A 25717-nucleotide genomic window follows, 5' to 3' on the forward strand; every position below is an offset into this window, starting at 1 on the left:
ACGTTTTTAGATATTAACCAAATTAAATCATTTGTCACTTAACCAACTTCAAAGTCAACTTAAAGAAAAGCATATAAAATTTCTTTTTACTGACTATTACGATACTATTGTTCACAGAAAAGTGCACCCCAATTATACACAACGTATTTGGGCAAAACTTATGATTAGAGAATTGGGCTTATCCACTTCTATTGACGAGCTTTATTTTACAAGGCAAGCATCTGTTAACTATCTTATTGAAACCTTAGGCAAAGAAGATGTTGAAATTCCTTACGAAGCTTTAAAAGAAGAAATTTGTAAACGCCTTATAAATGCAGATATCGTCTCAATAGATACAAAAGACGATTTTCTGTCTCTTTTTGAAGCTGCTGATGCAAGAGCAGAAGCAAGTGTTCAGTATTTAAATCAAGAGGTATTAGATACGCTAAAAAACTTTAAAGCTAATGGAGGAAAAGTATATTTAGTTTCAGATTTTTATGGTTCAAAAACGCTTTTCGAAAAATTATTAACGCATCATGGCATCATAGATATCTTTGATGGTATTTATAGTTCTGCCGAATTAGAAAAAAGCAAACATAAAGGAACAATTTACGGTCCTATTCTTTCAGACTTAGCTATTGAAGCAAAGCATGTAATGATGATTGGAGATAATTTAAGAAGCGATTATACCAATGCCATAAAACAGGGACTTAATGCCTTCCAACTACCACATAAAAAATACTTAAAGCAAAATAAACGCAATAATTTTGGAAACGATAAAAAACACTTAAACAGCATCATTAATGATGTGTACAAAACCTGTAAAAAAGCGTCTGCAATCCCTTACACAGAGTATATTGTATTTTATCATACGTTTATTGAGCGCATGTATGAAACTGCAAAAAGAAAAGGTCTTAAAGATTTATTCTTTTTGTCTCGAGAAGGCCAATATTTAAAAAAACTATTTGATTCTTATCAAGAATTTGCCCTTATCGATAAGAGCAAAAAAATTAATACGCATTATTTAAAAATATCTCGACAAGCATCACTTCAAATTGCATTAAAGGATCTAGAATCTGAAGAATTTGGTTATCTAAGAAAAAAATACAGCAATCTTTCTGTTGCTGATTTTTTAACGGCTGTTAACTGCCCTGATGATTTAAAAACTCAAATCGTATCTGAACTAAACATAGAAAGTAAAACGACTATTGAAGGCTTTTTTACATCTTCTAATTTTCAAAAATTAAAAGAGAACACTACGTTTAAAACGTATTATGATACGCATAGACGTGCAAATCACGAGGCATTTAAAACTTATATAAACTCTTTTAATTCTGATATAGAAGCCAATGGTATTGCCCTTGTAGATATTGGTTGGGGAGGTACAATGCAAGAGGCTATTTACAAGTTTTTTGATTATAAAATTCCTGTTACAGGTTTTTATCTTGGACTAGGCGAAATCTATGATATTCAACCAAAAACACAGCGTTACGGGCTTAATTTTTCATTATTACCATATACAGATTATAATGACAGCATTATAATGGCAAATATGCAACTCTATGAGCAATTTTCTGCTGCAGACCATGGAAGCGCCTTGGGTTATAGTTTAGAGGCAAAAGACTATACCTTAGAATACCATAAACCCGAAGAAAAATGGTTGTATGATAACCATATAAAAGCACACCAAGAAGAAATGTTTGGTTTGCATAAAAAACTTTTAGAACGCTTAGACACGTTATGTTACTCTGAAGAGAATATGCAAAACTCAATGTCTAAAATGGCCCTTAAAGTTGGTTTGTTTCAAAACACAAAAAAATTAAAGTTTTTAGACACTTTAAGTCATGGGTTTTATCAAAATGTAGGAGATAACCAAGTTGGAATTACTTATAAAGCTCCAAAAATTGAAAATCCAATAAAATATGCCATTAGCTTTTTAATGACCCCAGAAAAGTACTTTAGGTATTTAGTAAAGTTAAAACCCGCGCTATACAAAAAGAATAAATTAGTCGCATTCTTTGTACCTATGTACCTTATTTACCTGTATTTTAAATTCAATAAATACGTTAGATTTAAAGTATTGAATCGGTTTTTTCTTTTAAAGTACAATGTTTTCAAATAAGTCATAAACGTTTTTTTAAATTATTAACGATTTGACTAAATAAATATTAGATTTAATCCTATTTTTTTATCTAAAAGGTAGGGTTTTAGCAAAGTTGATTGTCTTATTAATAATATAGGGTTAATACATGAAAAAAAACTACACTAAATTTTTCGGTTTATTTTCAATTCTTATCATGTTTTCATGTGGTACAGATGATAATCTAACGCCCTTAAGTATAGAAACAACTTCAGATGCCTTAACTATAGTTCAAAACTCAGAAGCAGAAATTTTTATTTTTTCAAATGATTCTAATATTCCCTCAAGTGGCCAACTAACAATAAGCAATCCCACAAGAGGAAATGCTGTTATAATTGACAACAATACTCCTAATAACCCAAGTGATGATATTGTAAAATACACAGCAAATCCTAATGAAATTGGTGTAGATAATTTTGAATATACGATATGTACTGTTTCGGGTGATTGTAAAACAGAAACCATAACTATAACTATCGTTTCTGAATCAAACATTACTTTAGATTTAGAAAATGTTCCATATCAAACACTTTCAGAATATAACTTTTTTCAAGGTGACCTTAAGGATTTAACCCCAAACTTTGGAGTTGTTCCATATAATTTAAACTCTGTTTTATTTACAGATTATGCAAAAAAGAAGCGATTTATATGGCTGCCAAACAATACAAAGGCAACATATATTAGCGATGATGTTTCTTTAGATTTCCCTGTTGGTGCCGTTTTAATTAAAAATTTCTATTATGATAATGTACTTCCAAATAACGAAACACAGCTCATTGAAACACGCTTAATGATTAGAAAAAACGAAGGTTGGGTATTTGCTAGTTATGTATGGAACGAAGCACAAAATGAAGCTGTTTTTGATCTTAATGGAAGCTATGTTGATTTACAATGGCAAGAAAATGGAGAAATAAATACCGTTCAATATAGAGTTCCTTCTGAAGCCAAATGTTTTACATGTCATAAAATATTAGAAACACCTGAACCTATAGGTCCAAAGCCAAGAAACTTAAATTTGGAATATGATTACAGTGATGGACCTGAAAATCAACTCAATAAATTAGTATCTTTGGGTTATCTAGACAATTCATTACCGGAAACAATTTCGCGTTTACCAAATTACAGTGATAACTCTGAATCATTAGAATCAAGAGTTAGAGCTTATTTAGATATTAATTGTGCACACTGCCATTCAGAAGAAACACATTGCTCATATAGACCTATGCGATTTGGATTTAATGACACTCAAGATTATAGTAACATTGGAGTCTGTGTAGATCCAGACACAGACCTTGGAGAAGATCTTGGTCATATTGTTGAGCCTGGCGATCCTAGAAACTCTGTTTTGCACTATAGACTAAACTCAATAGAACCCTCTACAAGAATGCCACTTCTTGGAAGAAGCTTAAGACATAATGAAGGAGTTAATCTCATCGAAGAATGGATAAACTCCCTAAATATAGATTGCAACTAAAAACTAATTAATGATGAAAAAAACTTTACTTATCACATTGCTTTGTACTTTGTTTTGTTTTACTGCTAAAGCACAAGTATTAAACCAATCGGCAAATTGGCCTAACGCTAATTGGAGTATTTCGGGTAGTTACGACGTAGCTTTCTTTTATGAAAATCCAACAGAGAACTCTTCTTCATTTTCTTTTGACGATGACGATGCCGGTGGTACATCAGATAATAATATCGCTGCTGAATCACCAATAATTGATATTTCTTCTGCATTTAACTCAGATGAAACTGAAATTATAGTCACATTTCAATATGTGTACAATATTTTTGGTACTGAAGAATTTAGATTACAATATTGGGATGCAGATAACAGTACATGGACAAATTGGGGTAATGCAATTGAAGACAACACGAATCAAGGTTCGAATTTTTGTAATAGACCACGTACAACTTTTACAAGTGAATTGTTAGATATTACTGCTTTTACAAATAATCAATTACAAAACTTTAGATACCGTATTTATTATAATGACAATACAACTTATGGCTGGGGTTTTTGTATGGATTCACCAACAATAATATCTTCTGAGCCTCCTGCATGTCCTAGTGTACTTAATTTAACAGCGAGCAATGTTAATGCTAGTAGCGCTCAAGCCAATTGGAATGTTGGAGATTCTGAAACATCATGGGAAGTAGTTGTACAATTAGCTTCAGACGCTCCTCCTACTTCTGGTACAACAACCACTAATGTATCTTACACTTTCTCTGGCTTAACACAAGAGACTGATTATATCATTTATGTTAGAGCCATTTGTGGCTCAGAAGGGTATAGCCTTTGGACAACCACAAGCTTTACAACTGGCACTGACTTATCTAGCTATCCTGTAACTTTCACAGCTAACACAATCAATACTACAGGATCGTATGATATTGCTTTAGTTGATCTTAACGGAGACTTTTTAGATGATGTTGTTTCTGTAAGCACAAATAACATCAATGTACACTACCAATTAACCACAGGAGGTTTTAATGCCGTAAATATCACAACACCTAACGCCAACTATTTGCCAACATGGAGTTTAGCTGCTGGAGATTTTGACCGCAACGGTTACAATGACCTTTTATACGGCTCTGGTAATGGAGTCACATTTATGAAAGCAAATGAAACGGGCACTGGATATACCGAAATTTCGGGACCTGAAGATATTTTCTCTCAACGTTCTAATTTTGTAGATATTAATAATGACGGTCATTTAGATGCATTTGTTTGTCACGATATACAAGCCAATGTCTACTATATTAACGATGGTTCTGGAAACTTAAACTACTACCAAGGACAAAGTACAGGAGTGGTACCTAATGGTCTAGGATTAACACCAGGAGGTGGAAATTATGGAACCGTTTGGATAGATTTTGATAATGATCGTGATATGGATTTATTTATCGCAAAATGTAGAGGTGGTTCTACAACAATTAGCACTAATGAGCTATGGAGAAACGACGGAAACGGTGTCTTTACAAATGTTGCTGATAGTAATGGTTGGTACAATACTAACTACCCAGGAGTTGGACATAATAATTCTTCTAATTTAGGAGACAACGTACAAACATGGTCTTCTGCTTGGGCCGATTTTGATAACGATGGTGATATGGATGTTTATGTTGGAGCAAGTAGTTCTACTAACGGATACTCTAAATTAATGCGTAATAATGGAGATGGTACATTTACAGATGTAACAGCGGGTTCTGGCGTTTTAGATGCACAAATGGGAATAGAAAATGCACCTGCAGATTTTGATAATGATGGCTATGTAGACATCTTAAGTAATGGTGATATTTTATTTAATAATGGTGATTTTACATTTACAAACTATGACTCTAATATGCCACCAAGTGGTGCCATAGGAGATGCAAATAATGATGGTTTTTTAGACGTTTTTCGCAGCGGTAATATTCACATTAATAACGCCAACGCTAATAATTGGATAAAAATCAATACCGTAGGTACAGAAAGCAATATTAATGGTATTGGTGCTAGAGTGGAAATACTAACACCATCAGGAAAACAAATTAGAGACGTAAGAAGCGGCGAAGGTTTTGAATTTATGAGTTCGTTAAATACTCATTTTGGTATTGGTACTGATACAACAATTAATAGCATTACAATTTACTGGCCGTCTGGAATTGTAGATTATATTGCTAACCCAGAAATAAATACAACACATACTATAGTAGAAGATTCTACTTTAAGTATTGAAGACGAAACTTTGTCTGATGTATCTATATATCCTAATCCTGTTAAAAATAAGCTTACAATTAAAACATCTGCAGATGTAATTAACAAAATAGCAACTGTTTTTGATATGAATGGGAAACGAGTTCTTAACATGAAACTTAAGTCAAACACCATAGATGTTTCAAATCTAACAAGTGGTATATACTTTTTAAGATTAGAATCTGAAGGAAAAACAATGAAACGAAAATTTATAAAAAACTAATTTAAGACTATAATTATTTTAAAACCGTTTGAGAAATCAAGCGGTTTTTTTATGCTAATTACTTTTTTGAAACCTATATCTTTGTATAATGCTTCAAGTAAAAAACGTCACTTTTGGATATACAAAAACTAAGGTTTTAAATGCTATTGACTTTAATGTTGAAGCGGGAGAAAACATTGCCATAATAGGAGAAAGCGGCTCCGGAAAAAGCACACTATTAAAATTAATCTATGGTGAATATGATTTAAAACATGGTCAGATATACTGGAAAGATGAAGAAATTTTAGGACCAAAGCACAACCTTGTTATAGGTTACGATTTTATGAAATACGTAACTCAAGAATTTGACTTAATGCCATTTACAACTGTTGAAGAAAACATCAGTAAATACCTCTCTAGATTTTACCCTGAAGAAAAGCAAAAACGTACTGAAGAATTAATAAAAGTTGTAGAACTCGAAGCCTTTGCCAAAACCAAAGTAAAACTATTAAGTGGCGGTCAAAAACAACGGGTTGCCATTGCTAGAGCATTAGCAAAAGAACCTGAAATTTTATTGTTAGATGAACCCTTTAGTCATATTGATAATTTTCAAAAACAAGGCTTACGACGTAATGTTTTTAATTATTTGAAAGTAAAGAACATAACCTGTATTGTTGCGACTCACGACAGGAATGATGCGCTTGGCTTTGCAGACCAAATTATAGTCCTTAATAATGCTGAAATAATTGCTAAAGACACTCCTCAAAATTTATACAAGAATCCAAAATTACCATTAATTGCATCTTTTTTTGGAGAATTTAATGTGATAGAACCCTATGGGATTGTTTACGCCAATCAAGTTAAAATTGTTCCAAAATCTCAATTAAAAGCAATTGTAAAAATGGCCTATTTTAATGGTAATTCTTGGTTAATTGAAGCAAAATATAATACTATATCTATATTTATTGAGCATGATTTTGAACTTAAAAAAGAAAAAATCATCTACATAGAGATTTCAAAATAACAGCTTGGATTTGAAGTAAAATAAGACGAATTCACATTACAAAATACTCAAAATTCTAAACCCATTACCTCTAAAAACAATCTCATCATCAACACTTTTAGACAATAATAATTGTGCCATTGGAGTTGCCGCAGAAATAGCAAAATAAACCGTATTATCTACAATTATTTCACCAGCACTGACCGCAATAAAATAATTAGCCTGTGTTGTTATTACCACAGAACCTAATGTTACCTTTTGGTGTTTAGTATAGATATTAATTTTTTGAAGAATGTGTTCTTGTTTTTCAATTTCGGCTAGTTGATGACCTGCTTTTTCGCGTTCTAATTGTAGCATTGCTCGTCCTGTTTCGTGCTTATCACCTGCACTACTTTTGGTTTCAGATTGAAGTGAATTTTGAATATCAGAAATGGTTTTATTTACGGTAATTAATCGTTCATCAATAAAGTTTAAGCAACGATTGTATAAGGTTTCTTTAATAATCATTTTTGAGTCTTCAAGTTAAATTCACCATAGAATTGCATTTGCTTTACAATCCATTGCTTTCGTTTTTGTATATAATTGGTAGCAGGATTAGCACGGTATGTTCTTGGATTAGGCAATATTGAAGCTATTGCAGCAGCTTCATAAGCACTTAAATTAGCTGCTGTTTTATTAAACCAATGTTGTGCGGCAGCATCAATACCATAAATATTTGGCCCCATTTCTATACTGTTTAAATATACTTCTAGGATACGCTCTTTACTCCATATGTTTTCGATTAAAAATGTAAAATAGGTTTCTAACCCTTTGCGTAACCAACTTCGCTCTGGCCATAAGAATACATTTTTAGCTGTTTGCTGACTAATAGTACTGCCTCCTCTAATCCGTTTTCCTTTTTTATTGTATTCATAAGCTTTTTCAATAGCTTCAATATCAAATCCATTATGGTCTAAAAACTTCTGGTCTTCACTACAAATTACGGCTAATTGTATGTGTTCTGACATATTTTCAATTGGCACCCAATTGTGTTCCCACATTTTAGATTCATTATCTTCAAAATAACGGATTGCCATTAAGGGTGTTCCCGGAATGGGTATATACTTATATAAAACCACTAAGCCAATGGATAAAATAATACTCCATAACAATAGTTTACCAAAAAAACGAAACAGTTTCTTCATGGTTTATTCTACTAAATCTGCTAATTCTCTACCTACTAAACTGCCAATAGCAACTCCCATTCCTCCTAAACGCACTCCACAAAACACATGGTTAGAAATTTGTTTTACGATTGCTTTTTTCTGTTTGCCAACTCCCATTATTCCGCTCCAACGATGGTCTATTTCAAAGGCAGTGTTTGGTAAAATAGTCATTTTTAAAAGCTCTTCAAGTTTATTCTGAATGATTGGTGTCTCTCCAAACGCAGTAGTTTCTTCAGTTCTAAAATCGAGATGGCGTCCACCTCCTAATAATATTCTATGGTCTATATTTCTGAAATAATAGTAACCTTCATCCAAATGAAACGTACCTTTAATATGTAAATTCTCTATAGGTTTTGTAATTAAAACTTGTGCTCTGGCTGGCTTAACTTCAGAAATCTTGAGTTGTTTTGCAAATCCGTTAGTAGCAATAAATAACTTTTGTGTTGAAAATTCAAAATGCTTCGTTTTGATTTTTACGGTACTTATATCTTCCGAAAAAGCTTCAATCGCAGTGTTATTTAATATTTTCACACCTAAAGATTGTACTTTATTAAGTAAAGCATCCATCATTTTACCGGTATCTATTTGTCCTTCAAATGGATTAAAACTATAGTCTGATTTTATATTCTTGAAACCAAAATTGTTCGTTTTAAAAGAAAATACATCTGTGTTAAATATGGGATATAAGAGTTGGTTAATCTTATCCTTTGTATTTAAACATGAATTGTATAGTGTATCATCAGATTCTAAAAACAATTCATAACCTCCTAAATTTTGATAGTTTATAGTTTTATCTCCTAGTATTTCACGAAGTATCTTTAGACCATTTATTCGCTTTCTAATCAATTCTAAAACCTCAGCTTCAGAATGTTGCTTCAAGTCATCAATAATCTCACTGAGACTTCCAAAACAGGCAAAACCAGCATTTTTTGTACTTGCTCCTTGAGGTAAAATCCCTTTCTCAAGAATTACAATTTTAGCCTTAGGAAAACGCTTTTTTAATTGTAATGCGCAATTTAGTCCCACAATACCACTTCCAATAATGGTGTAGTCTACGTTAGATAACCACGTTTGTATTTCCCAATAGGATAGATTCATAGCATAAAAAAAGCTCCTAAAGTTAGGAGCTTTTTTAAATATAATTTAATATTTATTCAACTATAATTTTCTTAGTTACTTTTTGAGAACCATCAGCTATAGTTAATAAATAAACACCCGATTGTGCATTATTAAGCTGAATAACTTCTTCAAATCGGTTTACACTACTATATATATTAGTGTAAATAGCTCTCCCTCTTATGTCATAAACTTCTACCGTAATAGCTTCTCCAGATTTTGGATTAAAACCAATATTGAACGTGCCATTATTTGGGTTTGGATATATGTTTAAGTTGTCTAATTCACTGTCTTTAACACTTAAAGATTCAGAACAGAATTCTAATGACCAGCTTTTTAATATCCCTGTATCTCCAGCAAAGAAATCTGCTATAAGAATTGTCCAATCTCCCTGAGAACTTAAACCTTCAAATGTAGATAATGGCTCAAATGGGCTATAAGTATTCCCATCTCCAGTAAAATCACAATCTATTGCAGGTGCACCATCTTCAAATTCTATAACTATATCATCACTACTTGCACAGTTTCCAGACCAAACATTAACTAATGTAGTTCCTCCATTAGGATGGATTAATCTTACTAATAAATCCCCAACAAAGGTATGTTCTATATCTACATTAAATTTAAGAGACTCAATAGTAAAATTATCAGGAACGTTAATCGTTCTTACCAATGGGGCCCCATTAGAAGGTGTTCCTCCTTCACCTAAACCATCGTCTATTGCAAGGTTGGCATTCTCATCACTATAAGTAGTACAATCTATACTAGCACCAATTAGGATATTATTACTATTGACATTAAAAAATATACCATTTGCTGCTTCAACCATAATTCTACAAGTACTAGAGGACACATTAGGCACTACAATATCATGTGAGCCATCGTTGGTTACATTAGAAGCTAAAACCGTATCAAAGTTTTCGCCGTCTGTAGATAATAATATATTAACATTAGCTTCATTTACTCCATTTCCAGTTGTTCCTGCAACATCCCAAGTAACGGTTTGTGTTGTACCTACATCCCAAGTTTGTCCAGGTACGTTTTGAGAAGTTACTATAAATGGTCCGGCCGCAGTAGTAACAGTTGCTGTCATCTGATCAGAATCTGTTTGCCCACCAACAGCATCGTTATCTCTAACAGTTAATTTGAAATTTATATTTCTGTTAACCATTGCTAATTTTTCCCATGTCGTTGATGTACCACCATTGTTTATTACATCTGAAAGTCTTGGTACATATCTAACAGGGCTTGAGGTGCCTTCAAAAGATCTTACTAATGGACCAGATATTGTAGTTTCTGTTGGTAATCCTGCCGACCCTAAATCGTATTGTTCCCAAGTGTATGTTAGTGTTGCTGTTCCATCTACATCTGTAGAATTACTACCATCTAATTTATAAGGTGTTCCTTGAGGAATGGTATAATTTGCTCCTGCGTCTGCTACTGGTTCTGTATTACCTGTAACAATTCTGTTTCCAGGACAAGAACCTGTACCTGTAACATGTGACCAAATACGATTTAAACTATTTTGATGAAAATAAGCATCACTATTTCCCTGTACGTTATCTGAACCACAAATACCTGCATAAGCCATTATAGTAGTTCCACTTCCTGGCTCGTACGCATTTGAAGCTGATCTGTTTGGGCCAGAACAATTACCAACCGTTCCATTAAACGTGTGTGGTGCACCAAATTGATGACCTAATTCATGTGCTACAAAATCTATATCATAAGCATCTCCTGTTGGTTGAGGCGAACCTGTAATGCCACTAGCTTTAGTATTAGCATTACAAGTAGAACCTAAAAGAGCTAGACCTCCACCTCCTGTGCTAAATGTATGTCCCACATCATAATTAAAAGGTAAAATAGTCGTATTAATTACACTTTGACTTTGATCTATTAAAATATTTGGATTAGTATTATTAAAAGGATCGGTTGCTGCATTTGTAAAAATTAGGCTATCATTATTTGCAACCAAGGTCATTGTTATTGATAGATCTCTCTCATAAATACCATTAACTCTATTAATTGTAACAACTATTGCTGCCATTGCGCCAGCAACAGTTCCTCCATGGAAAAACGCATACTCACCTGTACAAGCTACTGCAAGACGATAGTTTCTTAGCGTTCCGTCGTCTGCATCTCTTGCCGCAGCAACATCTTCATACGATCTTTCTAATAATTCTGAATCATCAATTACAGCACATTCAAAATCAAAATTTCTTGCTTCTAAATCTTTCTTAGCATAAACGGTATAGATGTTACCTTCAACTGAAAACGGATCTATAAATTGAGTGCCATTAGATGTTCCTAAAAACATCGCGTGCAAACCTTTTGGTGTGATACTAAATCTGATTATTTCTGTTGGGTTATCAATACCTTGACCAGCATATGTTCTCATATTAGGAAACTTAGCCTGAAGCTCTGGTTCCATTAACGACGCTTCAAATACTTTATACCTATTTAACTTGCCCTCTGAATTAGGAAAAGATATAACAGTGTTACCCGTATTTTCTCTGGTTCCAACGTTTTGTAAGGCATTCTTTAAGCCTTCAATATTGAGTTGAAAAAATTTCTCTGTTTTAAGTTCTATTTTTCTTAAAATTTGTTCTGTTTGTTTAGCCTTTACAGCATTAACATTTGTCCACAATTCATCTGAATTTTGTGAAGTAGCAGATAATGAGATAAATGCCATTACAATTGTCGCAATTTTTATTACGTAATTCTTATTCATAGTTAGTTTTTTTTATAATCCTTAAAGTTAAGGTATTTTTTTATAATTTTAAAAAAGTGTAATAATCAATTTCTATATTACATTTATTTAGATCCTAACGACAATCATATAAAAAAAACCAAGCTTATTAGCTTGGTTTTTTTTTATTCTTCAATCTCTTTTTGAATTACAAAGTCTTCCATAAATTTAGTAGTATAGTTACCTGCTAAATAATCTGGATGATCCATTAATTGTCTATGGAAAGGTATTGTTGTTTTAATTCCTTCAATAACAAATTCATCTAGAGCACGCTTCATTTTATTAATAGCTTCTTCTCTTGTTTGAGCTGTGGTAATAAGCTTTGCTATCATAGAATCGTAATTAGGCGGAATGCTATAACCGGCATAAACATGCGTATCTAATCGCACACCGTGTCCACCTGGTGCATGAAGTGTAGTGATTTTTCCTGGTGAAGGTCTAAAATCATTAAATGGGTCTTCAGCATTAATTCTACACTCAATAGAGTGTAAATTTGGTGTATAATTTTTACCAGAAATTGGCACACCTGCGGCCACTAAAATTTGTTCACGAATTAAATCGAAATCAATAACCTGTTCTGTAATAGGATGTTCTACTTGGATACGTGTATTCATTTCCATAAAGTAGAAGTTTCTATGTTTATCTACCAAGAATTCTACAGTACCAGCACCTTCATACTTAATGAACTCAGCCGCTTTTACTGCAGCTTTACCCATTTTGGCTCTCAATTTATCTGTCATAAACGGAGAAGGCACTTCTTCTGTTAGTTTTTGATGACGTCTTTGTATAGAGCAATCACGTTCTGAAAGGTGACAAGCTTTTCCGCGAGAATCACCAACAATTTGTATTTCGATATGACGAGGCTCTTCAATAAGCTTCTCCATATACATATCATCGTTTCCAAAAGCAGCTTTAGATTCTGCACGTGCAGATTCCCAAGCATTTTGAAGGTCTTCAGGTTTCCAAACGGCACGCATTCCTTTTCCACCACCACCAGCAGAAGCTTTAAGCATTACTGGGTAACCTGTTTCTTTGGCTACTTTTTTACAATCTTCAAACGTTTCAATTACTCCTTCACTTCCTGGTACACATGGAACTCCTGCTGCTTTCATGGTCGCTTTAGCATTTGCCTTGTCTCCCATTCTATCAATCATCTCTTCAGAAGCACCAATAAATTTGATACCATGTTCTTCACAAATTTTTGAGAATTTTGCATTTTCAGATAAGAATCCATAACCTGGATGTATCGCATCTGCATTTGTTATCTCAGCAGCAGCAATAATATTAGCAACCTTAAGATAAGATTCACTACTTGCTGGTGGGCCAATACAAACAGCTTCATCTGCAAACTTAACATGAAGACTTTCTGCATCTGCTGTAGAGTATACCGCTACGGTTTTAATGCCCATTTCTTTACAGGTTCTAATAACTCTAAGCGCTATTTCTCCCCTGTTGGCAATTAATATTTTTTTAAACATAACTTTTAAGTATTTAAAATTTCAAATTCCAAATTCCAACGTATTGGGATTTATGTTTTGGAATTTTAAATTTGGTTATGATGGATCAACTAAAAATAGTGGCTGATCAAACTCTACTGGTGACGCATCATCCACCAATACTTTTACAATTTTACCAGAAATTTCTGATTCAATCTCGTTAAATAGCTTCATTGCTTCAATAACGCAAAGCACATCGCCTTCTTTAATATCTGTACCAACCTCAACAAAAACTGGTTTGTCTGGAGAAGGCTTTCTATAAAAGGTACCAATTATTGGTGATTTTATAGTAATGTATTTTGAATCTTCTGTTGCTGCTGGTGCCGCAGGACTTTCTGCTGCTGGCGCTACTGCTTGATGTGCTGGCATATGCTGTTGCATTACAGGAGCTGCTTGCATTGGCACTTGCTGTACTATTGTCGTCTCACTTTCTGAACCCGTTCTAATGGTAATTTTAACGTCATTCATTTCTAACTTAACCTCACTTGCGCCAGATTTAGCTACAAATTTTATTAAGTTCTGAATTTCTTTTAAATCCATAATGTTTAGATATTTGTTAGTTAGTTTTTTATTTAGGAATTATAAGCCCATTTAAAATAAATTGAGCCCCAAGTAAATCCACCACCAAAAGCGGCAAATATTATTTTATCACCTTTTTTAAGTTGTGATTCGTAATCATGTAATAATAAAGGTAAAGTTGCAGATGTTGTATTACCATACTTTTGTATGTTCATCATTACTTTATCTTCTTTTAAATTAATTCTATTTGCAGTTGCATCAATAATACGTTTGTTAGCTTGGTGTGCTGCTAACCATGCAATATCATTGTTAACAAGATCATTCCTGCTCATTATCTTCTCTGCGACATCTGCCATATTAAAAACGGCATTTTTAAATACTGTTTTTCCATCTTGAAACACATAATGTTTTCCTTCGTCAAATGTATCTTTTGTGATTGGATACGATGAACCACCATAAGTAGCTTGAAGAAATTCTCTACCTTCTCCATTACTTCTTAATAATTCATCTTGCAATCCTAAACCTTCTTCATTAGGTTCAAAAAGTACAGCTCCTGCTCCATCACCAAAGATGATACATGTTGCTCTATCTTTATAATTAATGAATGATGAATTTTTATCTGCTCCAATTAATAGAATCTTTTTATAACGGCCAGACTCTATATAAGCAGATGCTGTTGACATTCCAAAAAGAAAACTAGAACACGCAGCTTCTAAATCATAAGAAAAAGCATTTACTGCACCTATTTGGCTCGCTGTGTAAGCGGCCGTTGAAGCAGCTTTCATATCTGGGGAAGCGGTACAAACAATAACTAAATCAATTTCTTTTGGATCTAATCCTGTTTTTTGAATTAATTCTTCTGCCGCTTTTATCGCTAAAAACGATGTTCCTTTTCCTTCTTCTTTAAGAATTCTACGTTCTTTAATACCTGTTCTTGAAGTGATCCACTCATCATTGGTATCAACCATAGTTTCGAGGATTTTGTTTGTTAAAACATAATCAGGAACATAGCCTCCTACAGCTGTAATTGCTGCTGTGATTTTACTCATTATTAAGATTTAGATAATTAAAAGTATGCAAAATTGGTAAAAACTGAGGTGTTTTATTCAATTTTCATCATTTTTTGGCAAATATTAACGCAAAGTAAGTGGTTTTTGCGCTATTGAAAAAATAATAACAAAAAAAACGCTCACAATGGAGCGTTTTCTTGTATGCATGCATAATACTTATGCTACATTTTCTTCTTCTACAGAGTTGTCAATTAGTATTTGACCTCTGTAATATAATTTACCTTCGTGCCAATGTGCTCTATGGTATAAGTGTGGCTCACCAGTTGTAGGGCAAGTTGCTATTTGAGGTACAGAAGCTTTATAATGTGTTCTTCTTTTATCTCTTCTTGTTTTCGATATTTTACGCTTTGGATGTGCCATTTTAAATGTTATTTATCCGTTAATAGTTTTTTTAAATTATTCCAACGAGGATCAATATCCTCTGATGATTTTGTTTTATGATCCTCACTAGGACTTAATTCTTCTAATTTTGAAAGTATATCTGACTCTAATGAACCGTCTTCAATACCTGGATGAACTCTTTTAATAGGAACGGCTAAAATAATAAGCTCATATATATATTGTGCTACATTAATTTCATATTCTCCATGTGGTACAATTAAGATATCATCATTATCGTCATTATACTCGTTACCAAACTTAACTACCAATTTAAAATTGTCGTTAATAGCTTGGTTATAAGGTTCATTTGAAATATCACAATTCACATTTACTGAGCCTTCTGCCGAAAAATTCAACTCTAAAAGTGTTGATTTTTTTTCGAATTCTAGATCAATTTTAACGTCAATTGCATTAAATTCATCATATTCAAAATGCTGAAAGAACGTATTATCAATTTGAAAATCAAAATGGTGCATTCCTTCTTTTAATCCTACAAAAGGGATAGTATAAGATTTTAATGCCTTCATTATCACATTCAATTTGAGCGTGCAAATATATAAATTTTTCCTTACTTAAAGCCTAGATATCAACAAATTTTGTTTATAACTATCGAGATCCTTTCTTTAAGGGGTTTTTACTGTAGTAATTATAGCTCTCTCTCTGTCTAAATATTTCGATTGCCGTATAGATTGCTTGCTTCATTGAGCTTTCATCTGCAATCCCTTTTCCTGCGATTTCATATGCTGTACCATGATCTGGAGAAGTTCTTACTTTATCTAAACCAGCTGTGTAATTTACTCCTTTTCCAAAAGCAATAGTTTTAAAAGGAATTAAACCTTGATCATGATAAGAAGCAATTATGGCATCAAAATTTTTATAGGTATTAGAACCAAAAAAGCTATCTGCTGAATAGGGACCATAAACCAACGTACCATCTGCCTTAATTTTTTCTAAGGTAGGTTTTAATATCGTGTCGTCCTCATTACCAATAACTCCATTATCTCCTGCATGTGGATTTATGGCTAAAACTGCAATTTTTGGTTTTCTTATGCCAAAATCTTGTATTAACGATTTTGTTACTGTTGTTATTTTTTCTTTAACAAGACCTTCTGTAATCGCATTACTAGCATCTTTAAGCGGAACATGATCTGTTAGAAGGCCAACTCGCAATTCATCTGAGACCATAAACATTAAACTTTTTCCGTTTAAGGCTTTTGCCAGGTAATCTGTATGACCTGGGAAATTAAATTTTTCAGATTGAATGTTGTGTTTATTAATTGGAGCTGTTACCAATACATCAATAGCACCTTCTTTTAAAGCTTCAGTCGCTGCTTCAAGAGATTTTATAGCATATTCTCCTATTTTTTTATCTTCAATGCCAAATTGAATTTTTACAGGTTCGCTCCAAACCTCAACCACATTAACTTTTCCATGAGCTACTTTCTCAACTGAATCAATATTGAAAAAATTAATTTTACTACTAAAATGATTTTTAAAAAATTGCATGGTTTTAGCCGAAGCAAAAATAACAGGTGTATTCAATTCTAACGACCTTGGATCCTCATAGGTTTTAATGATAATTTCTGCACCAATACCATTGAGGTCACCAATAGAAATCCCTACAATTATCTTTTCGTCTTTTTTCATTTTTTGTCTTTAACTTTGTAACTGCAAATTTAACTAAATAAAGTACAAATTATGTTTACAGGTATTATAGAAGATTTAGGTACAATTGAAAAATTAGATAGGGATGGCGGAAATCTTCATATTACGATGCATACCTCTATAACAAATGAATTAAAAATAGATCAAAGCGTTGCTCACAATGGTGTCTGTTTAACCGTTGTTAGTATTGAAGGAAACACATATACTGTTACTGCTATCCAAGAGACTCTTGATAAAACCAACATAGACTCTCTAAAAGAAAACGAATTAGTAAATATAGAACGTGCGATGAAGCTTGGAGACCGACTAGATGGCCATATTGTTCAAGGGCATGTCGATCAAACAGCGAATTGTATTGATATTATTGTCGAAGATGGTAGTTGGGTTTTTACTTTTGAATATGACAAAAACCTTAATAATATTACAATTGAAAAAGGTTCTATTACTGTAAACGGAGTTAGTTTAACCGTTGTAAACTCAAAGTTAAATCAGTTTTCGGTAGCAATAATACCGTATACATATAACCATACCACTTTTAAAAATTTAAAAATTGGAGATACAGTAAATTTAGAATTTGATGTAATTGGAAAATACGTTAAGAGACTAAATGAGCTCAGACATTAAGCCCTTTGCTTGGCAGATAATTTGTAAGCTTTGTAAATACCATAGATTAGAGCAACAACAAACAATGCAATAATTCCGCCATCTATTGGAAGACCAGGTGGTGGTGGCGGTAATGGCGGAGGAGGTGTATTACTCTGCGCCATAGAAACGAAACCTACTAAAAAAACTGATATTGAGGCTAATATATACTTGTTCTGCATTCTGCTAAATAAGGTGTAAAAGTATAAAAAAAACTGAGCTAACAAAATTTATTCGATTAAAAAACATCCTTAAACGGTAAATTTATCCGACGAAATGCTAAAAATGAACTTTATTTAGGGAAGTTAGCTACATTTTTAACCCATTTCAGCGACAAATATAATACATATTTTTAATAATTATTAACAGCAACGAATCTAATCCTAGATTTAACCTAAAATTCACAAACAATCGTAATAAATTCCGAATAACTATCTAAAAATAAACACGTAAAACCGCATTAGTCGTAATTCCTAATGAATATCTGGAAAACCTTATCGCATTATCATCTGCATCAATTCTGTAATAGTTGTTGATTGGGTTTTTAACATCAGAGATGTTCCAAGCAGACATACCTACTTCTGAACGGAATACCTTATTTATCTTAAATTTATAAAGCGCTGAAGCATCAATTCTTAAATAATCTTGTAACCTTTCGTTATTAGCCCTATCAAAATTAATAGCATTAGCTGTAACTTCATTTTCTACTAATGGTATCGATGTTGGTTTCCCTAGCCTGTAATTTAATCCAGCAGAAATGCTCCACGACTCATCACTATAGGTTGTACCCAATGTAAAGGCATGCGTAATATCAAAATTGCTAGGAAACTCAATTTCTTCAAGCGTTTTAAAGGTATAATCGTTTTTTATATATGAATAACTCAACCACGTATTTAGATGATTGAAATTTTTTCGGACTAAAAATTCGGCTCCTAAAACATCGTAGCTTCCTTTTTCTTTTTCAAATTCATACTTGGTGGTAAATCCTTGGCTTTGTGTGGTGATACCATCAACTTTTTTGTAATACACTTTGGCATCTATTAACCAACCTTTGTTTTTATAAAGCAATCCTAATGAGGCTTGTTTACTTTTAATTATTGGGATACTATCATTATCTGTGAGTTGCCATCGACGTTTTTCTACTCCTAAAAAATCATTTTGGAAATTGATAATTTGCGAGGTGTTTTGATGTTTAAACTCACCTAATGCTTCTAATTCAACATGATTTCCTAAAGCTTTTCGAATACTTAAACGCGGTTCTACAATCAATTCATCAAACTTTTCTAGATAATTCGCTCTAACTCCTAATTTAACGCTAAGATCTTTCGTGTCATTTTCAAACTGTGTCTGAGCAAAAACCGCTTGTTCTCTTAAAACTTCAGAATCACGTCGTACAAATCTTGGCACATCGATATCATTTAGGTTTGTAATTTCCGATTCAATAAAATTATAGCCCAAATTGAATTGCCATAAGTTTTGAGTGTAAAACCCTTCTAGTTTTGCTGAAGTTTCAGACACTATATTTTCTTGTAAAAAACGTTGTTCTGCCATAACGTTAGCATTTACTGCTTGTAATGTATAATCTGTATTATAAACATTGAGCACAGTACTTAATTTATCATTCCATTGTCGTCTATAATTTAAGCCTACCGAAATACTATTTTGAGAAATGCTACTTTCTCGAGTTTCTTCTACTCCATTAAAAAGGGCCGATTCATCAAAGGTTAAATCGTTATGAACTAGCATTAAATTTAATCGTAAAAAATCCTTATCCGATGGCTTATAAAGCCACCTTAAAGACGCATCATAAAAATCGAAAGCTTGATTTGAGTTACTAACATTAGAGGTGTTTTCTGCGACCTCTGTATCTTGTGTCACACGTTCAAAATACGTTTTATAAGTTGGTGTTCTTACCAATTCATCAATAGATTTACGTCCTGCAATTTGAACTGAAGACTTTTTACCAATTGGTGCATTTAAAAATAAATCGGCATTAAGAAGATTAATTCCAAAGGAACCTTTAAAATTGGATTCGATAGTTTTATTAGAATGCATATCAATAGTTCCTGAAACACCATCGGTATAAGACGCATCAGTTCCATTATTAATTACGGTTGCGGTTTGCGTGATTTGCGGATTAAAACTTGAAATAAGTCCGAAAAAATGGCTGGATTGATACATTTTTATCCCATCCCAAAGCATTAGATTTTGGTCGTGAGACCCTCCTCTTATATTAATATTGGAAACGGTTTCGTCAACGCTTAATACTCCAGGCAATGCCTGAACCGTATGTAACACATCAGACTCTATAAGTCCTGGCAATAAGGTAAACTTGCTATAATCAATAACTATACTTCCGTCTTGTTGCTTGTCTATACCTTTAACAATATAGCCGTTGAGCACTACAGAACTAAACACCTCAGCTTCTTCAATTAAAGTAATAGCGTCACAACTATTTAATTTAAAAAATTTGGCTTGGCGATCTATGGTTTTAAAACCTATAAATCGGATGGTAAGAAGCGTCGCTAATGATGGGACTTTAATTTCAAAATAGCCATCATCATTAGTTACTGTATAATTGTGTTTAGTATTGATGGTTGCTCCATAAAGCGGATTTTCCATGTTGTCTCGCAAATAACCACAAATTGTAATGGGTTTAGTGATACTAAAGACCACGTCGCTAATTTTGGTGAAAATTAAATTGGTCTGTTGTTCTAAGGTTTCAATTTTTGTATTTAGACTTAGATCGTCAGCTAAAGGAATGACATAGATCTCTTTAAGAAGGTCACTTTTATAATTGAAATTAACATTATGACTTTTAGAAATCTCATTAAGCATTTGTATGATAGACATTTTTCCATCATTAGCTTGTGCTTTTACTGAAAAGCAAATTAATACACTTATTAAAAAAGTTATATACTTAATCTTTAGCATTGTGTATGACGACCTCTTTATTATTTATAATTTCATAGGTCAAACCAAGCGGCTGTGTAATTGCTTTTAAAGCATTATTAAGGTTATCGTGCTCAAATGCGCCTGTAAATCTCAACGTATTTGCAGTAATGGAATCGGTAATTGTGATATTATATTGACTTTCGAGTTCTAAAAGCACTGCTTGTACAGACGCATCTTTAAATACACTCATATTTTTAAGCCAATACGGTTCTGCTATAGCAATGTTAGATTTTTTAGCAGTTCCTGATTTTAAAATAAACTCTGAACCGGCTGGTACTTTTGTAACCGCATCGTTATAACTGACTTGCACCAAACCTTCATAACAGGTTACTTTAAAAATGCTATCCTTTGTAAACACATTAAACTCGGTTCCTAAAACGGTTACTTTTCCAAATTCAGTATTGACATCGAATTGCTTTCCTTTTTCGACATCAAAAAAAGCTTCTCCTTTTAAATTTAAGGTTCTTTCGTTTTCCCAATTTGAAGGACTATATGTAAGCTGAGACAACTCATTAAGTTCTACTCTAGAATTATCAGGAAGTGTAATGGTTTCTTTTTGTGCTAAATCGGTTGCAATTGTATTGGTATTATCTCTATTTAAAAACAAAAATAAGGTTAAACCAATAACAAAAACAGCTGCAAATCGTGATGCTATATTCATCCAATTAATTGACGAAGCCTTTTTATTTTGCAACTGGCTTTCTAAAGCTTCAAACGCAGGCACTTTTGCATGATGATGACCACTAAAGCGCTGTGCTTCTTCTGCTATTTCATTATACAGCTTCGCATCATCTAAAGCATTAAAAGCTTCCGCCTCTGCTTCAGATAAGTTGTTGTCCAACCATTTTTTTAGTAAATATTCTTTGTCCATAACTTGATGCTATACTTTTAAAACAACTCAACTTTCAATTGTCCCAAAATTATTTTCAATTCAGTTCTTCCAATTGATCTTTCAACTTATTTAAGGCGGCGTAAATTCTGTGTTCAGCTACTTTTTTGGTAATATTTAATAGCTCTGCTATTTCTTTGTGGGTTTTTCCATCGACTTTACTTAAAAGAAAAGCCACACGTTCTTCTTCTTTTAATGTTGACAAGGCTGTTTCGTAACGCTTTAAAAATTCCTTTTTACGCAGCATGAATTCTGGCGTCTCATTAGTGTAATCCTTAGGCTTTACTTCTTGATGCTTAAAAACAATCTTTTGGTGTTTCACCTCGTTAAGCATCATATTATTTGCAACCGTATATAAATAAGATTTTGCAGCTTCAGGTGCCACTTTAGCACAATTTTCCCATAATTTAATAAAGGCATCTTGCACTTTATCTGAAGGGTTTAATAAATCACCATATTTGTAATATAAAATCGTACTCATGCTTTGCGCATACTTTTCGTAAAGTTTAGAAAAGCGCAATTTATCACAGATATCTTTGTGGAGCGACTTAGGCAATTAAAAGTGGGTTTTGAAATTTGAACACCAAAAGTATGCTTTTTTTTAAAGACCGTACAAAAGATAATGTTACTAAAACATCAAATTTATATTTTAAAAATTGCCATAAAAATCAATAAAATAATTGAGGCTATTTTAACATGTAATTGTTTTAAAACTATAAGCCCAGTTTAAAACTACACAACATATAAATCCATCTAATGAAAATAAAAAAACAATGATTCACACCTATAAACAACTCAAATTGCAATTAAATAAATAAAAAAATAATACATTTCTTGGGACATTTAATTAGTGAGTTGTTCTAAGTATAAAGACGGTAATTAAAACGCCTTATTAATTGAAAAACTAAAAAAACAAATTAATTATGAAAACTATCAAACCTTATCTTTTTGCCTTATTAGGTTTATTCTTAACCATGACATCCTGTAGAACTGAGGATGATTTAAGTATTGACCCTCCGGCAGAATCTACCTTACAAGCTAATTCTACTTTGACAAATCAAATTCAAAGAGTTGCTATGAACGATGGTTCTGTTGATAATATAGTTTACAATGCCAATTGTTTTACCATTCAACTGCCTATAACCGTAACTATTAACGGAACAGAATTAACCATTACCAACATTAATGATTATGATGATCTTGAAGATATTTTAGATGAATTTGACGACGATGACGACAATGTTGTTATCGATTTTCCTATCACTATTATTTTTGCAGATTACTCCGAAGTTCAAATTAACAGCTTAGATCAGCTAGAAGATTATGCTGATGATTGTAATGATGAAAATGAATTTGATGATGATATTGAATGTTTAGATTTTGTATATCCAATTACAGCTTCTATTTTTAATACCAACAACGAAGTTATTGAAACACTCACATTTACTAACGATTATGATCTTTATGAATTTATAGACGACATAGATGAAGATGATTTAATTGGTTTTGAATTTCCTATAAGTATTGTAATTGCTAATGGTAACGTAATTGTAATTAATAATTTTAATGAGCTTGATGATGCTATTGATGATTTTGGTGATGACTGTGATGAAGACGATGATTACGACTATGATGATGACGATTGCACAAACTGCACACCAAGCCAATTAGAATCTATTTTAACAGGTTGTTCAGATTGGTATATAGACGAATTAGAACGCAACGACAATGATTTAGAAGACAACTATACAGGTTATCTTTTTAATTTCTTTGCAGATAATACAGTTACAGTGTCTTGGACTGGAAACACTGCCAATGGAACATGGACAACTAGCGAAACAGGAAACAATATCACAGTAACTTTTGATATTCCAGGGTTTGACGATATCAATGATACTTGGATTTTACATGAAATCGATAACGATGATGATGATGATGATGATGATGATAACGAAACTGAAGTAAGCTTTGAAATAGGAGAAGACGACGAACTAGAATTTAAAAACAACAATTGTAACTAAATAGTTGGTCAAATTAGTGGCCTATACTTAAGGTCCTTATTTTATTTTATTAATAGCAGAACCAGCCATGAAGCAATTCATGGTTGGTTTTTTTATATTGTAGACTTAATTTTTTTTAACCTCTGTGTTTATTGCCTCATAAACCAATTTAACCTCAGCTTCTCCATACTTTCGTTCTAAACGCCTTATGGTAAAATGTGCCGTTGCCATCTTTTGAAAATGATCTACAAATACATAATTTAAACCACCTCCACCAATTGCTCCTACAATAGGTACCGCTTGTGCTAAAAATTTCTCACTAATAAGAAGACTTAATCTCGTGGCAATTTTAGACAGAAAATTACCTATAGCATTAGACCCCAAAGCACTTGCTCCTTTAACTAAACTATCTAAACTCATTTTTATACCAGCTGCCGATATGTTATTTAAAGCTGAATTTAATGCCATACGCGTCGTGTAGTAACTGGCCTCCATACCGTCATCGTCAAGAGAATCTCCACCAAGTGCAAAAACTTGCAGACATGCCATTTGCCCTTCTAAAGTATAAATATCTTCACCTTCACTACGCGCAATATCCATAATAGTACGCATTAAAAACTTCGTCGTAAGCGTTACTTCTGAAGCAAAAATAGCAGTACCAAAACCTGTAGAAGACCCGAAAAAGCCACTTAATGCACCTGTACCTGTTACAATACTTTTATAGGTGTTTTTTGAAGGCTTTTTAAATGTTTTGTTCTTTTGAATGGTTAATAAATTCGCTTTTATAATTTTTAATAATACAGATTCGGTAATCTTCTGCACTTTAACTAACACTTTTTCTGGCACATAATTAATTCCTGTTTCTACAGTATTACCTATTTTATTGACATTGCGTATGGCCCAACCTAAATTTTGCATGCTCATTTTCGCATGTTTTAAAGCTTGTTTATCTTCTGCTGATATCGTGTTTGTTGTTAGATTCAAGATTTGAGATTTTATTACTATTGGTCGATAAAACTTAGCAATTGTTACAAAGTCAATAGAATAGCGATACAATTCTTAAAAACATGTTTTCCCTAGTTTTATACTAAAATGACAAAAATCATTATACATTTATAATCATCATTGTACATTTGTAATATGAATATAGGCTTAGTACTTTCTGGTGGAGGTGCTCGCGGAGCAGCACATATCGGTGTCATTAAGGCATTAGAAGAACACGGTATCTTTCCTACACATATATCTGGTGTAAGCGCAGGAGCTATTGTAGGCGCTTTGTATGCAGCAGGTGTTTCTTGGTCCGAAATACTAACTTTCTTTAAGACTATACCTCTTTTTCATACTAAAAGATTTGCCCGTAATAAACCTGGATTTTTAAATTCTGAAAATTTTTATGATGATCTTAAAACTTATTTTCCAAAAGATAATTTTGAAGATTTAAAGAAACCTTTATTCATTCCCGCAGCAAATATCGTTGATGGGACTTCAAAGATTTTTAGCAAAGGACAACTTATAAAACCAATTATAGCTTCAGCTTCTTTTCCTGGTGTTTTTACACCTACCGAAATTAATGGAAAATACTATGTTGATGGCGGCACATTAAATAATTTCCCTGTTGAACCTCTTAAAAAAGAATGCGATATAATTATAGGTGTGTATGTTAATCCTCTAAAAGCAGTGACTATAAAAGATTTAAAACATTCTTTCTCTGTTGTAGAACGCGCTTATAAGATTAAAGTAGCCGCAGAATCCATGAACAAGTTTCCAGATTGTGATTTGGTCATCTGTCCACAAGAACTGGTGAGTTTTGGCACTTTTGGAATGAGTAATGTAGATGCTATTTTTAATTTAGGATACACATCTACACTAGCTGCTCTTAAAGAAAATAAAATGTTATTTATGTCTAAATAATTTCAACTAGAGCATACACCTTACATAAGGAATAACAGAATTAAACATTTTAAAGC

At 32.7% G+C, this 25717-nt stretch carries 22 protein-coding genes; 7 read left to right on the top strand and 15 right to left on the bottom strand.

Features of this window, described 5'->3' with window-relative positions; genetic code table 11:
* Positions 1-31 precede the first annotated feature (31 nt).
* From VDP25_RS07790 to VDP25_RS07805, 4 genes are all read left to right on the top strand, one after another.
* Entirely contained in the window at positions 32-2101 is a 2070-nt protein-coding gene (locus VDP25_RS07790) for an HAD family hydrolase (RefSeq protein ID WP_334468478.1), read from the top strand.
* A gap of 127 nt (positions 2102-2228) precedes the next feature.
* Positions 2229-3593 (top strand): SO2930 family diheme c-type cytochrome, encoded by a 1365-nt coding sequence (locus VDP25_RS07795; protein ID WP_334468480.1) that lies wholly within the window; start codon positions 2229-2231, stop codon positions 3591-3593.
* 10 nt (positions 3594-3603) lie between these two features.
* Entirely contained in the window at positions 3604-6081 is a 2478-nt protein-coding gene (locus VDP25_RS07800; RefSeq protein ID WP_334468482.1) for an FG-GAP-like repeat-containing protein, read from the top strand.
* An 88-nt stretch (positions 6082-6169) separates the two neighbouring features.
* Complete coding sequence (locus VDP25_RS07805; protein ID WP_334468484.1) at positions 6170-7084, top strand: ABC transporter ATP-binding protein; 915 nt, start codon at positions 6170-6172, stop codon at positions 7082-7084.
* A 36-nt stretch (positions 7085-7120) separates the two neighbouring features.
* Here the strand turns inward: VDP25_RS07805 and VDP25_RS07810 are convergent, their stop codons facing one another.
* From VDP25_RS07810 to pdxA, 10 genes are all read right to left on the bottom strand, one after another.
* The gene (locus VDP25_RS07810; RefSeq protein WP_334468486.1) at positions 7121-7570 is read right to left on the bottom strand and encodes a 3-oxoacyl-ACP synthase; all 450 of its coding nucleotides are present in this window, start codon (positions 7568-7570) and stop codon (positions 7121-7123) included.
* A complete protein-coding gene (gene mtgA / locus VDP25_RS07815) occupies positions 7567-8247 on the bottom strand; it encodes a monofunctional biosynthetic peptidoglycan transglycosylase (protein WP_334468488.1) in 681 nt (226 codons plus the stop codon). The genes VDP25_RS07810 and mtgA overlap by 4 nt, the downstream gene beginning before the upstream one ends.
* 3 nt (positions 8248-8250) lie before the next feature.
* Positions 8251-9366, bottom strand: a complete 1116-nt coding sequence (locus tag VDP25_RS07820; RefSeq protein ID WP_334468490.1) for an NAD(P)/FAD-dependent oxidoreductase — start codon at positions 9364-9366, stop codon at positions 8251-8253.
* Between the two features lie 52 nt (positions 9367-9418).
* A complete protein-coding gene (locus tag VDP25_RS07825) occupies positions 9419-12115 on the bottom strand; it encodes a zinc-dependent metalloprotease (protein WP_334468492.1) in 2697 nt (898 codons plus the stop codon).
* 143 nt (positions 12116-12258) lie between these two features.
* The gene (gene accC / locus VDP25_RS07830) at positions 12259-13611 is read right to left on the bottom strand and encodes an acetyl-CoA carboxylase biotin carboxylase subunit (RefSeq protein WP_334468493.1); all 1353 of its coding nucleotides are present in this window, start codon (positions 13609-13611) and stop codon (positions 12259-12261) included.
* A 75-nt stretch (positions 13612-13686) separates the two neighbouring features.
* Positions 13687-14169 (bottom strand): acetyl-CoA carboxylase biotin carboxyl carrier protein, encoded by a 483-nt coding sequence (gene accB, locus VDP25_RS07835; protein ID WP_215926220.1) that lies wholly within the window; start codon positions 14167-14169, stop codon positions 13687-13689.
* 32 nt (positions 14170-14201) lie between these two features.
* Positions 14202-15197, bottom strand: a complete 996-nt coding sequence (locus VDP25_RS07840) for a beta-ketoacyl-ACP synthase III (protein WP_334468494.1) — start codon at positions 15195-15197, stop codon at positions 14202-14204.
* 177 nt (positions 15198-15374) lie between these two features.
* Positions 15375-15578: a 50S ribosomal protein L32 gene (gene rpmF / locus VDP25_RS07845; protein WP_215926224.1), complete on the bottom strand. Its 204-nt coding sequence runs from the start codon at positions 15576-15578 to the stop codon at positions 15375-15377.
* Between the two features lie 8 nt (positions 15579-15586).
* A complete protein-coding gene (locus VDP25_RS07850) occupies positions 15587-16126 on the bottom strand; it encodes a YceD family protein (RefSeq protein ID WP_215926226.1) in 540 nt (179 codons plus the stop codon).
* A 79-nt stretch (positions 16127-16205) separates the two neighbouring features.
* Positions 16206-17246 carry a 4-hydroxythreonine-4-phosphate dehydrogenase PdxA gene (gene pdxA / locus VDP25_RS07855; protein WP_334468498.1) on the bottom strand — a complete coding sequence of 347 codons (1041 nt, stop codon included), beginning with the start codon at positions 17244-17246 and terminating at the stop codon, positions 16206-16208.
* A gap of 51 nt (positions 17247-17297) precedes the next feature.
* On the opposite strand from pdxA, the gene VDP25_RS07860 reads away from it, so the two are divergent.
* Positions 17298-17888, top strand: coding sequence for a riboflavin synthase (locus VDP25_RS07860; protein ID WP_334468500.1), 591 nt, complete (start codon positions 17298-17300; stop codon positions 17886-17888).
* Here the strand turns inward: VDP25_RS07860 and VDP25_RS07865 are convergent.
* From VDP25_RS07865 to VDP25_RS07880, 4 genes are all read right to left on the bottom strand, one after another.
* On the bottom strand, positions 17885-18088 hold the full coding sequence (locus VDP25_RS07865; RefSeq protein WP_334468503.1) for a PID-CTERM protein-sorting domain-containing protein: 204 nt from the start codon (positions 18086-18088) through the stop codon (positions 17885-17887). The genes VDP25_RS07860 and VDP25_RS07865 overlap by 4 nt on opposite strands.
* Before the next feature lie 253 nt (positions 18089-18341).
* Positions 18342-20840, bottom strand: a complete 2499-nt coding sequence (locus tag VDP25_RS07870; RefSeq protein WP_334468505.1) for a TonB-dependent receptor — start codon at positions 20838-20840, stop codon at positions 18342-18344.
* Positions 20827-21732, bottom strand: a complete 906-nt coding sequence (locus tag VDP25_RS07875; protein WP_282030136.1) for a FecR family protein — start codon at positions 21730-21732, stop codon at positions 20827-20829. Before VDP25_RS07875 ends, VDP25_RS07870 begins: the two co-directional genes overlap by 14 nt.
* 55 nt (positions 21733-21787) lie before the next feature.
* Positions 21788-22306 carry an RNA polymerase sigma factor gene (locus VDP25_RS07880; RefSeq protein ID WP_334468509.1) on the bottom strand — a complete coding sequence of 173 codons (519 nt, stop codon included), beginning with the start codon at positions 22304-22306 and terminating at the stop codon, positions 21788-21790.
* Positions 22307-22673: 367 nt separating this feature from the next.
* On the opposite strand from VDP25_RS07880, the gene VDP25_RS07885 reads away from it, so the two are divergent.
* Positions 22674-23771, top strand: a complete 1098-nt coding sequence (locus VDP25_RS07885; RefSeq protein ID WP_334468511.1) for a hypothetical protein — start codon at positions 22674-22676, stop codon at positions 23769-23771.
* Positions 23772-23876: 105 nt separating this feature from the next.
* On the opposite strand, the gene VDP25_RS07890 is transcribed toward VDP25_RS07885, so the two are convergent.
* Positions 23877-24734: an EcsC family protein gene (locus VDP25_RS07890; RefSeq protein WP_334468513.1), complete on the bottom strand. Its 858-nt coding sequence runs from the start codon at positions 24732-24734 to the stop codon at positions 23877-23879.
* Between the two features lie 156 nt (positions 24735-24890).
* Here VDP25_RS07890 and VDP25_RS07895 point away from each other — a divergent pair, with 156 nt between their 5' ends.
* Complete coding sequence (locus tag VDP25_RS07895; protein ID WP_215926242.1) at positions 24891-25661, top strand: patatin-like phospholipase family protein; 771 nt, start codon at positions 24891-24893, stop codon at positions 25659-25661.
* Positions 25662-25717: the final 56 nt, after the last annotated feature.

The organism is Winogradskyella sp. ECml5-4 (genome assembly GCF_036903175.1).
GTDB lineage: Bacteria > Bacteroidota > Bacteroidia > Flavobacteriales > Flavobacteriaceae > Winogradskyella > Winogradskyella damuponensis.

What these genes read in the sequence shown, in the direction of transcription:
- VDP25_RS07795 (WP_334468480.1), top strand. Translation starts at nt 2,229, where the DNA reads ATGAAAAAAAACTACACTAAATTTTTCGGTTTATTTTCAATTCTTATC.
- VDP25_RS07800 (WP_334468482.1), top strand. Translation starts at nt 3,604, where the DNA reads ATGATGAAAAAAACTTTACTTATCACATTGCTTTGTACTTTGTTTTGT.
- VDP25_RS07805 (WP_334468484.1), top strand. Translation starts at nt 6,170, where the DNA reads ATGCTTCAAGTAAAAAACGTCACTTTTGGATATACAAAAACTAAGGTT.
- VDP25_RS07810 (WP_334468486.1), bottom strand. Translation starts at nt 7,570, where the DNA reads ATGATTATTAAAGAAACCTTATACAATCGTTGCTTAAACTTTATTGAT.
- mtgA (WP_334468488.1), bottom strand. Translation starts at nt 8,247, where the DNA reads ATGAAGAAACTGTTTCGTTTTTTTGGTAAACTATTGTTATGGAGTATT.
- VDP25_RS07820 (WP_334468490.1), bottom strand. Translation starts at nt 9,366, where the DNA reads ATGAATCTATCCTATTGGGAAATACAAACGTGGTTATCTAACGTAGAC.
- VDP25_RS07825 (WP_334468492.1), bottom strand. Translation starts at nt 12,115, where the DNA reads ATGAATAAGAATTACGTAATAAAAATTGCGACAATTGTAATGGCATTT.
- accC (WP_334468493.1), bottom strand. Translation starts at nt 13,611, where the DNA reads ATGTTTAAAAAAATATTAATTGCCAACAGGGGAGAAATAGCGCTTAGA.
- accB (WP_215926220.1), bottom strand. Translation starts at nt 14,169, where the DNA reads ATGGATTTAAAAGAAATTCAGAACTTAATAAAATTTGTAGCTAAATCT.
- VDP25_RS07840 (WP_334468494.1), bottom strand. Translation starts at nt 15,197, where the DNA reads ATGAGTAAAATCACAGCAGCAATTACAGCTGTAGGAGGCTATGTTCCT.
- rpmF (WP_215926224.1), bottom strand. Translation starts at nt 15,578, where the DNA reads ATGGCACATCCAAAGCGTAAAATATCGAAAACAAGAAGAGATAAAAGA.
- VDP25_RS07850 (WP_215926226.1), bottom strand. Translation starts at nt 16,126, where the DNA reads ATGAAGGCATTAAAATCTTATACTATCCCTTTTGTAGGATTAAAAGAA.
- pdxA (WP_334468498.1), bottom strand. Translation starts at nt 17,246, where the DNA reads ATGAAAAAAGACGAAAAGATAATTGTAGGGATTTCTATTGGTGACCTC.
- VDP25_RS07860 (WP_334468500.1), top strand. Translation starts at nt 17,298, where the DNA reads ATGTTTACAGGTATTATAGAAGATTTAGGTACAATTGAAAAATTAGAT.
- VDP25_RS07865 (WP_334468503.1), bottom strand. Translation starts at nt 18,088, where the DNA reads ATGCAGAACAAGTATATATTAGCCTCAATATCAGTTTTTTTAGTAGGT.
- VDP25_RS07870 (WP_334468505.1), bottom strand. Translation starts at nt 20,840, where the DNA reads ATGCTAAAGATTAAGTATATAACTTTTTTAATAAGTGTATTAATTTGC.
- VDP25_RS07875 (WP_282030136.1), bottom strand. Translation starts at nt 21,732, where the DNA reads ATGGACAAAGAATATTTACTAAAAAAATGGTTGGACAACAACTTATCT.
- VDP25_RS07885 (WP_334468511.1), top strand. Translation starts at nt 22,674, where the DNA reads ATGAAAACTATCAAACCTTATCTTTTTGCCTTATTAGGTTTATTCTTA.
- VDP25_RS07895 (WP_215926242.1), top strand. Translation starts at nt 24,891, where the DNA reads ATGAATATAGGCTTAGTACTTTCTGGTGGAGGTGCTCGCGGAGCAGCA.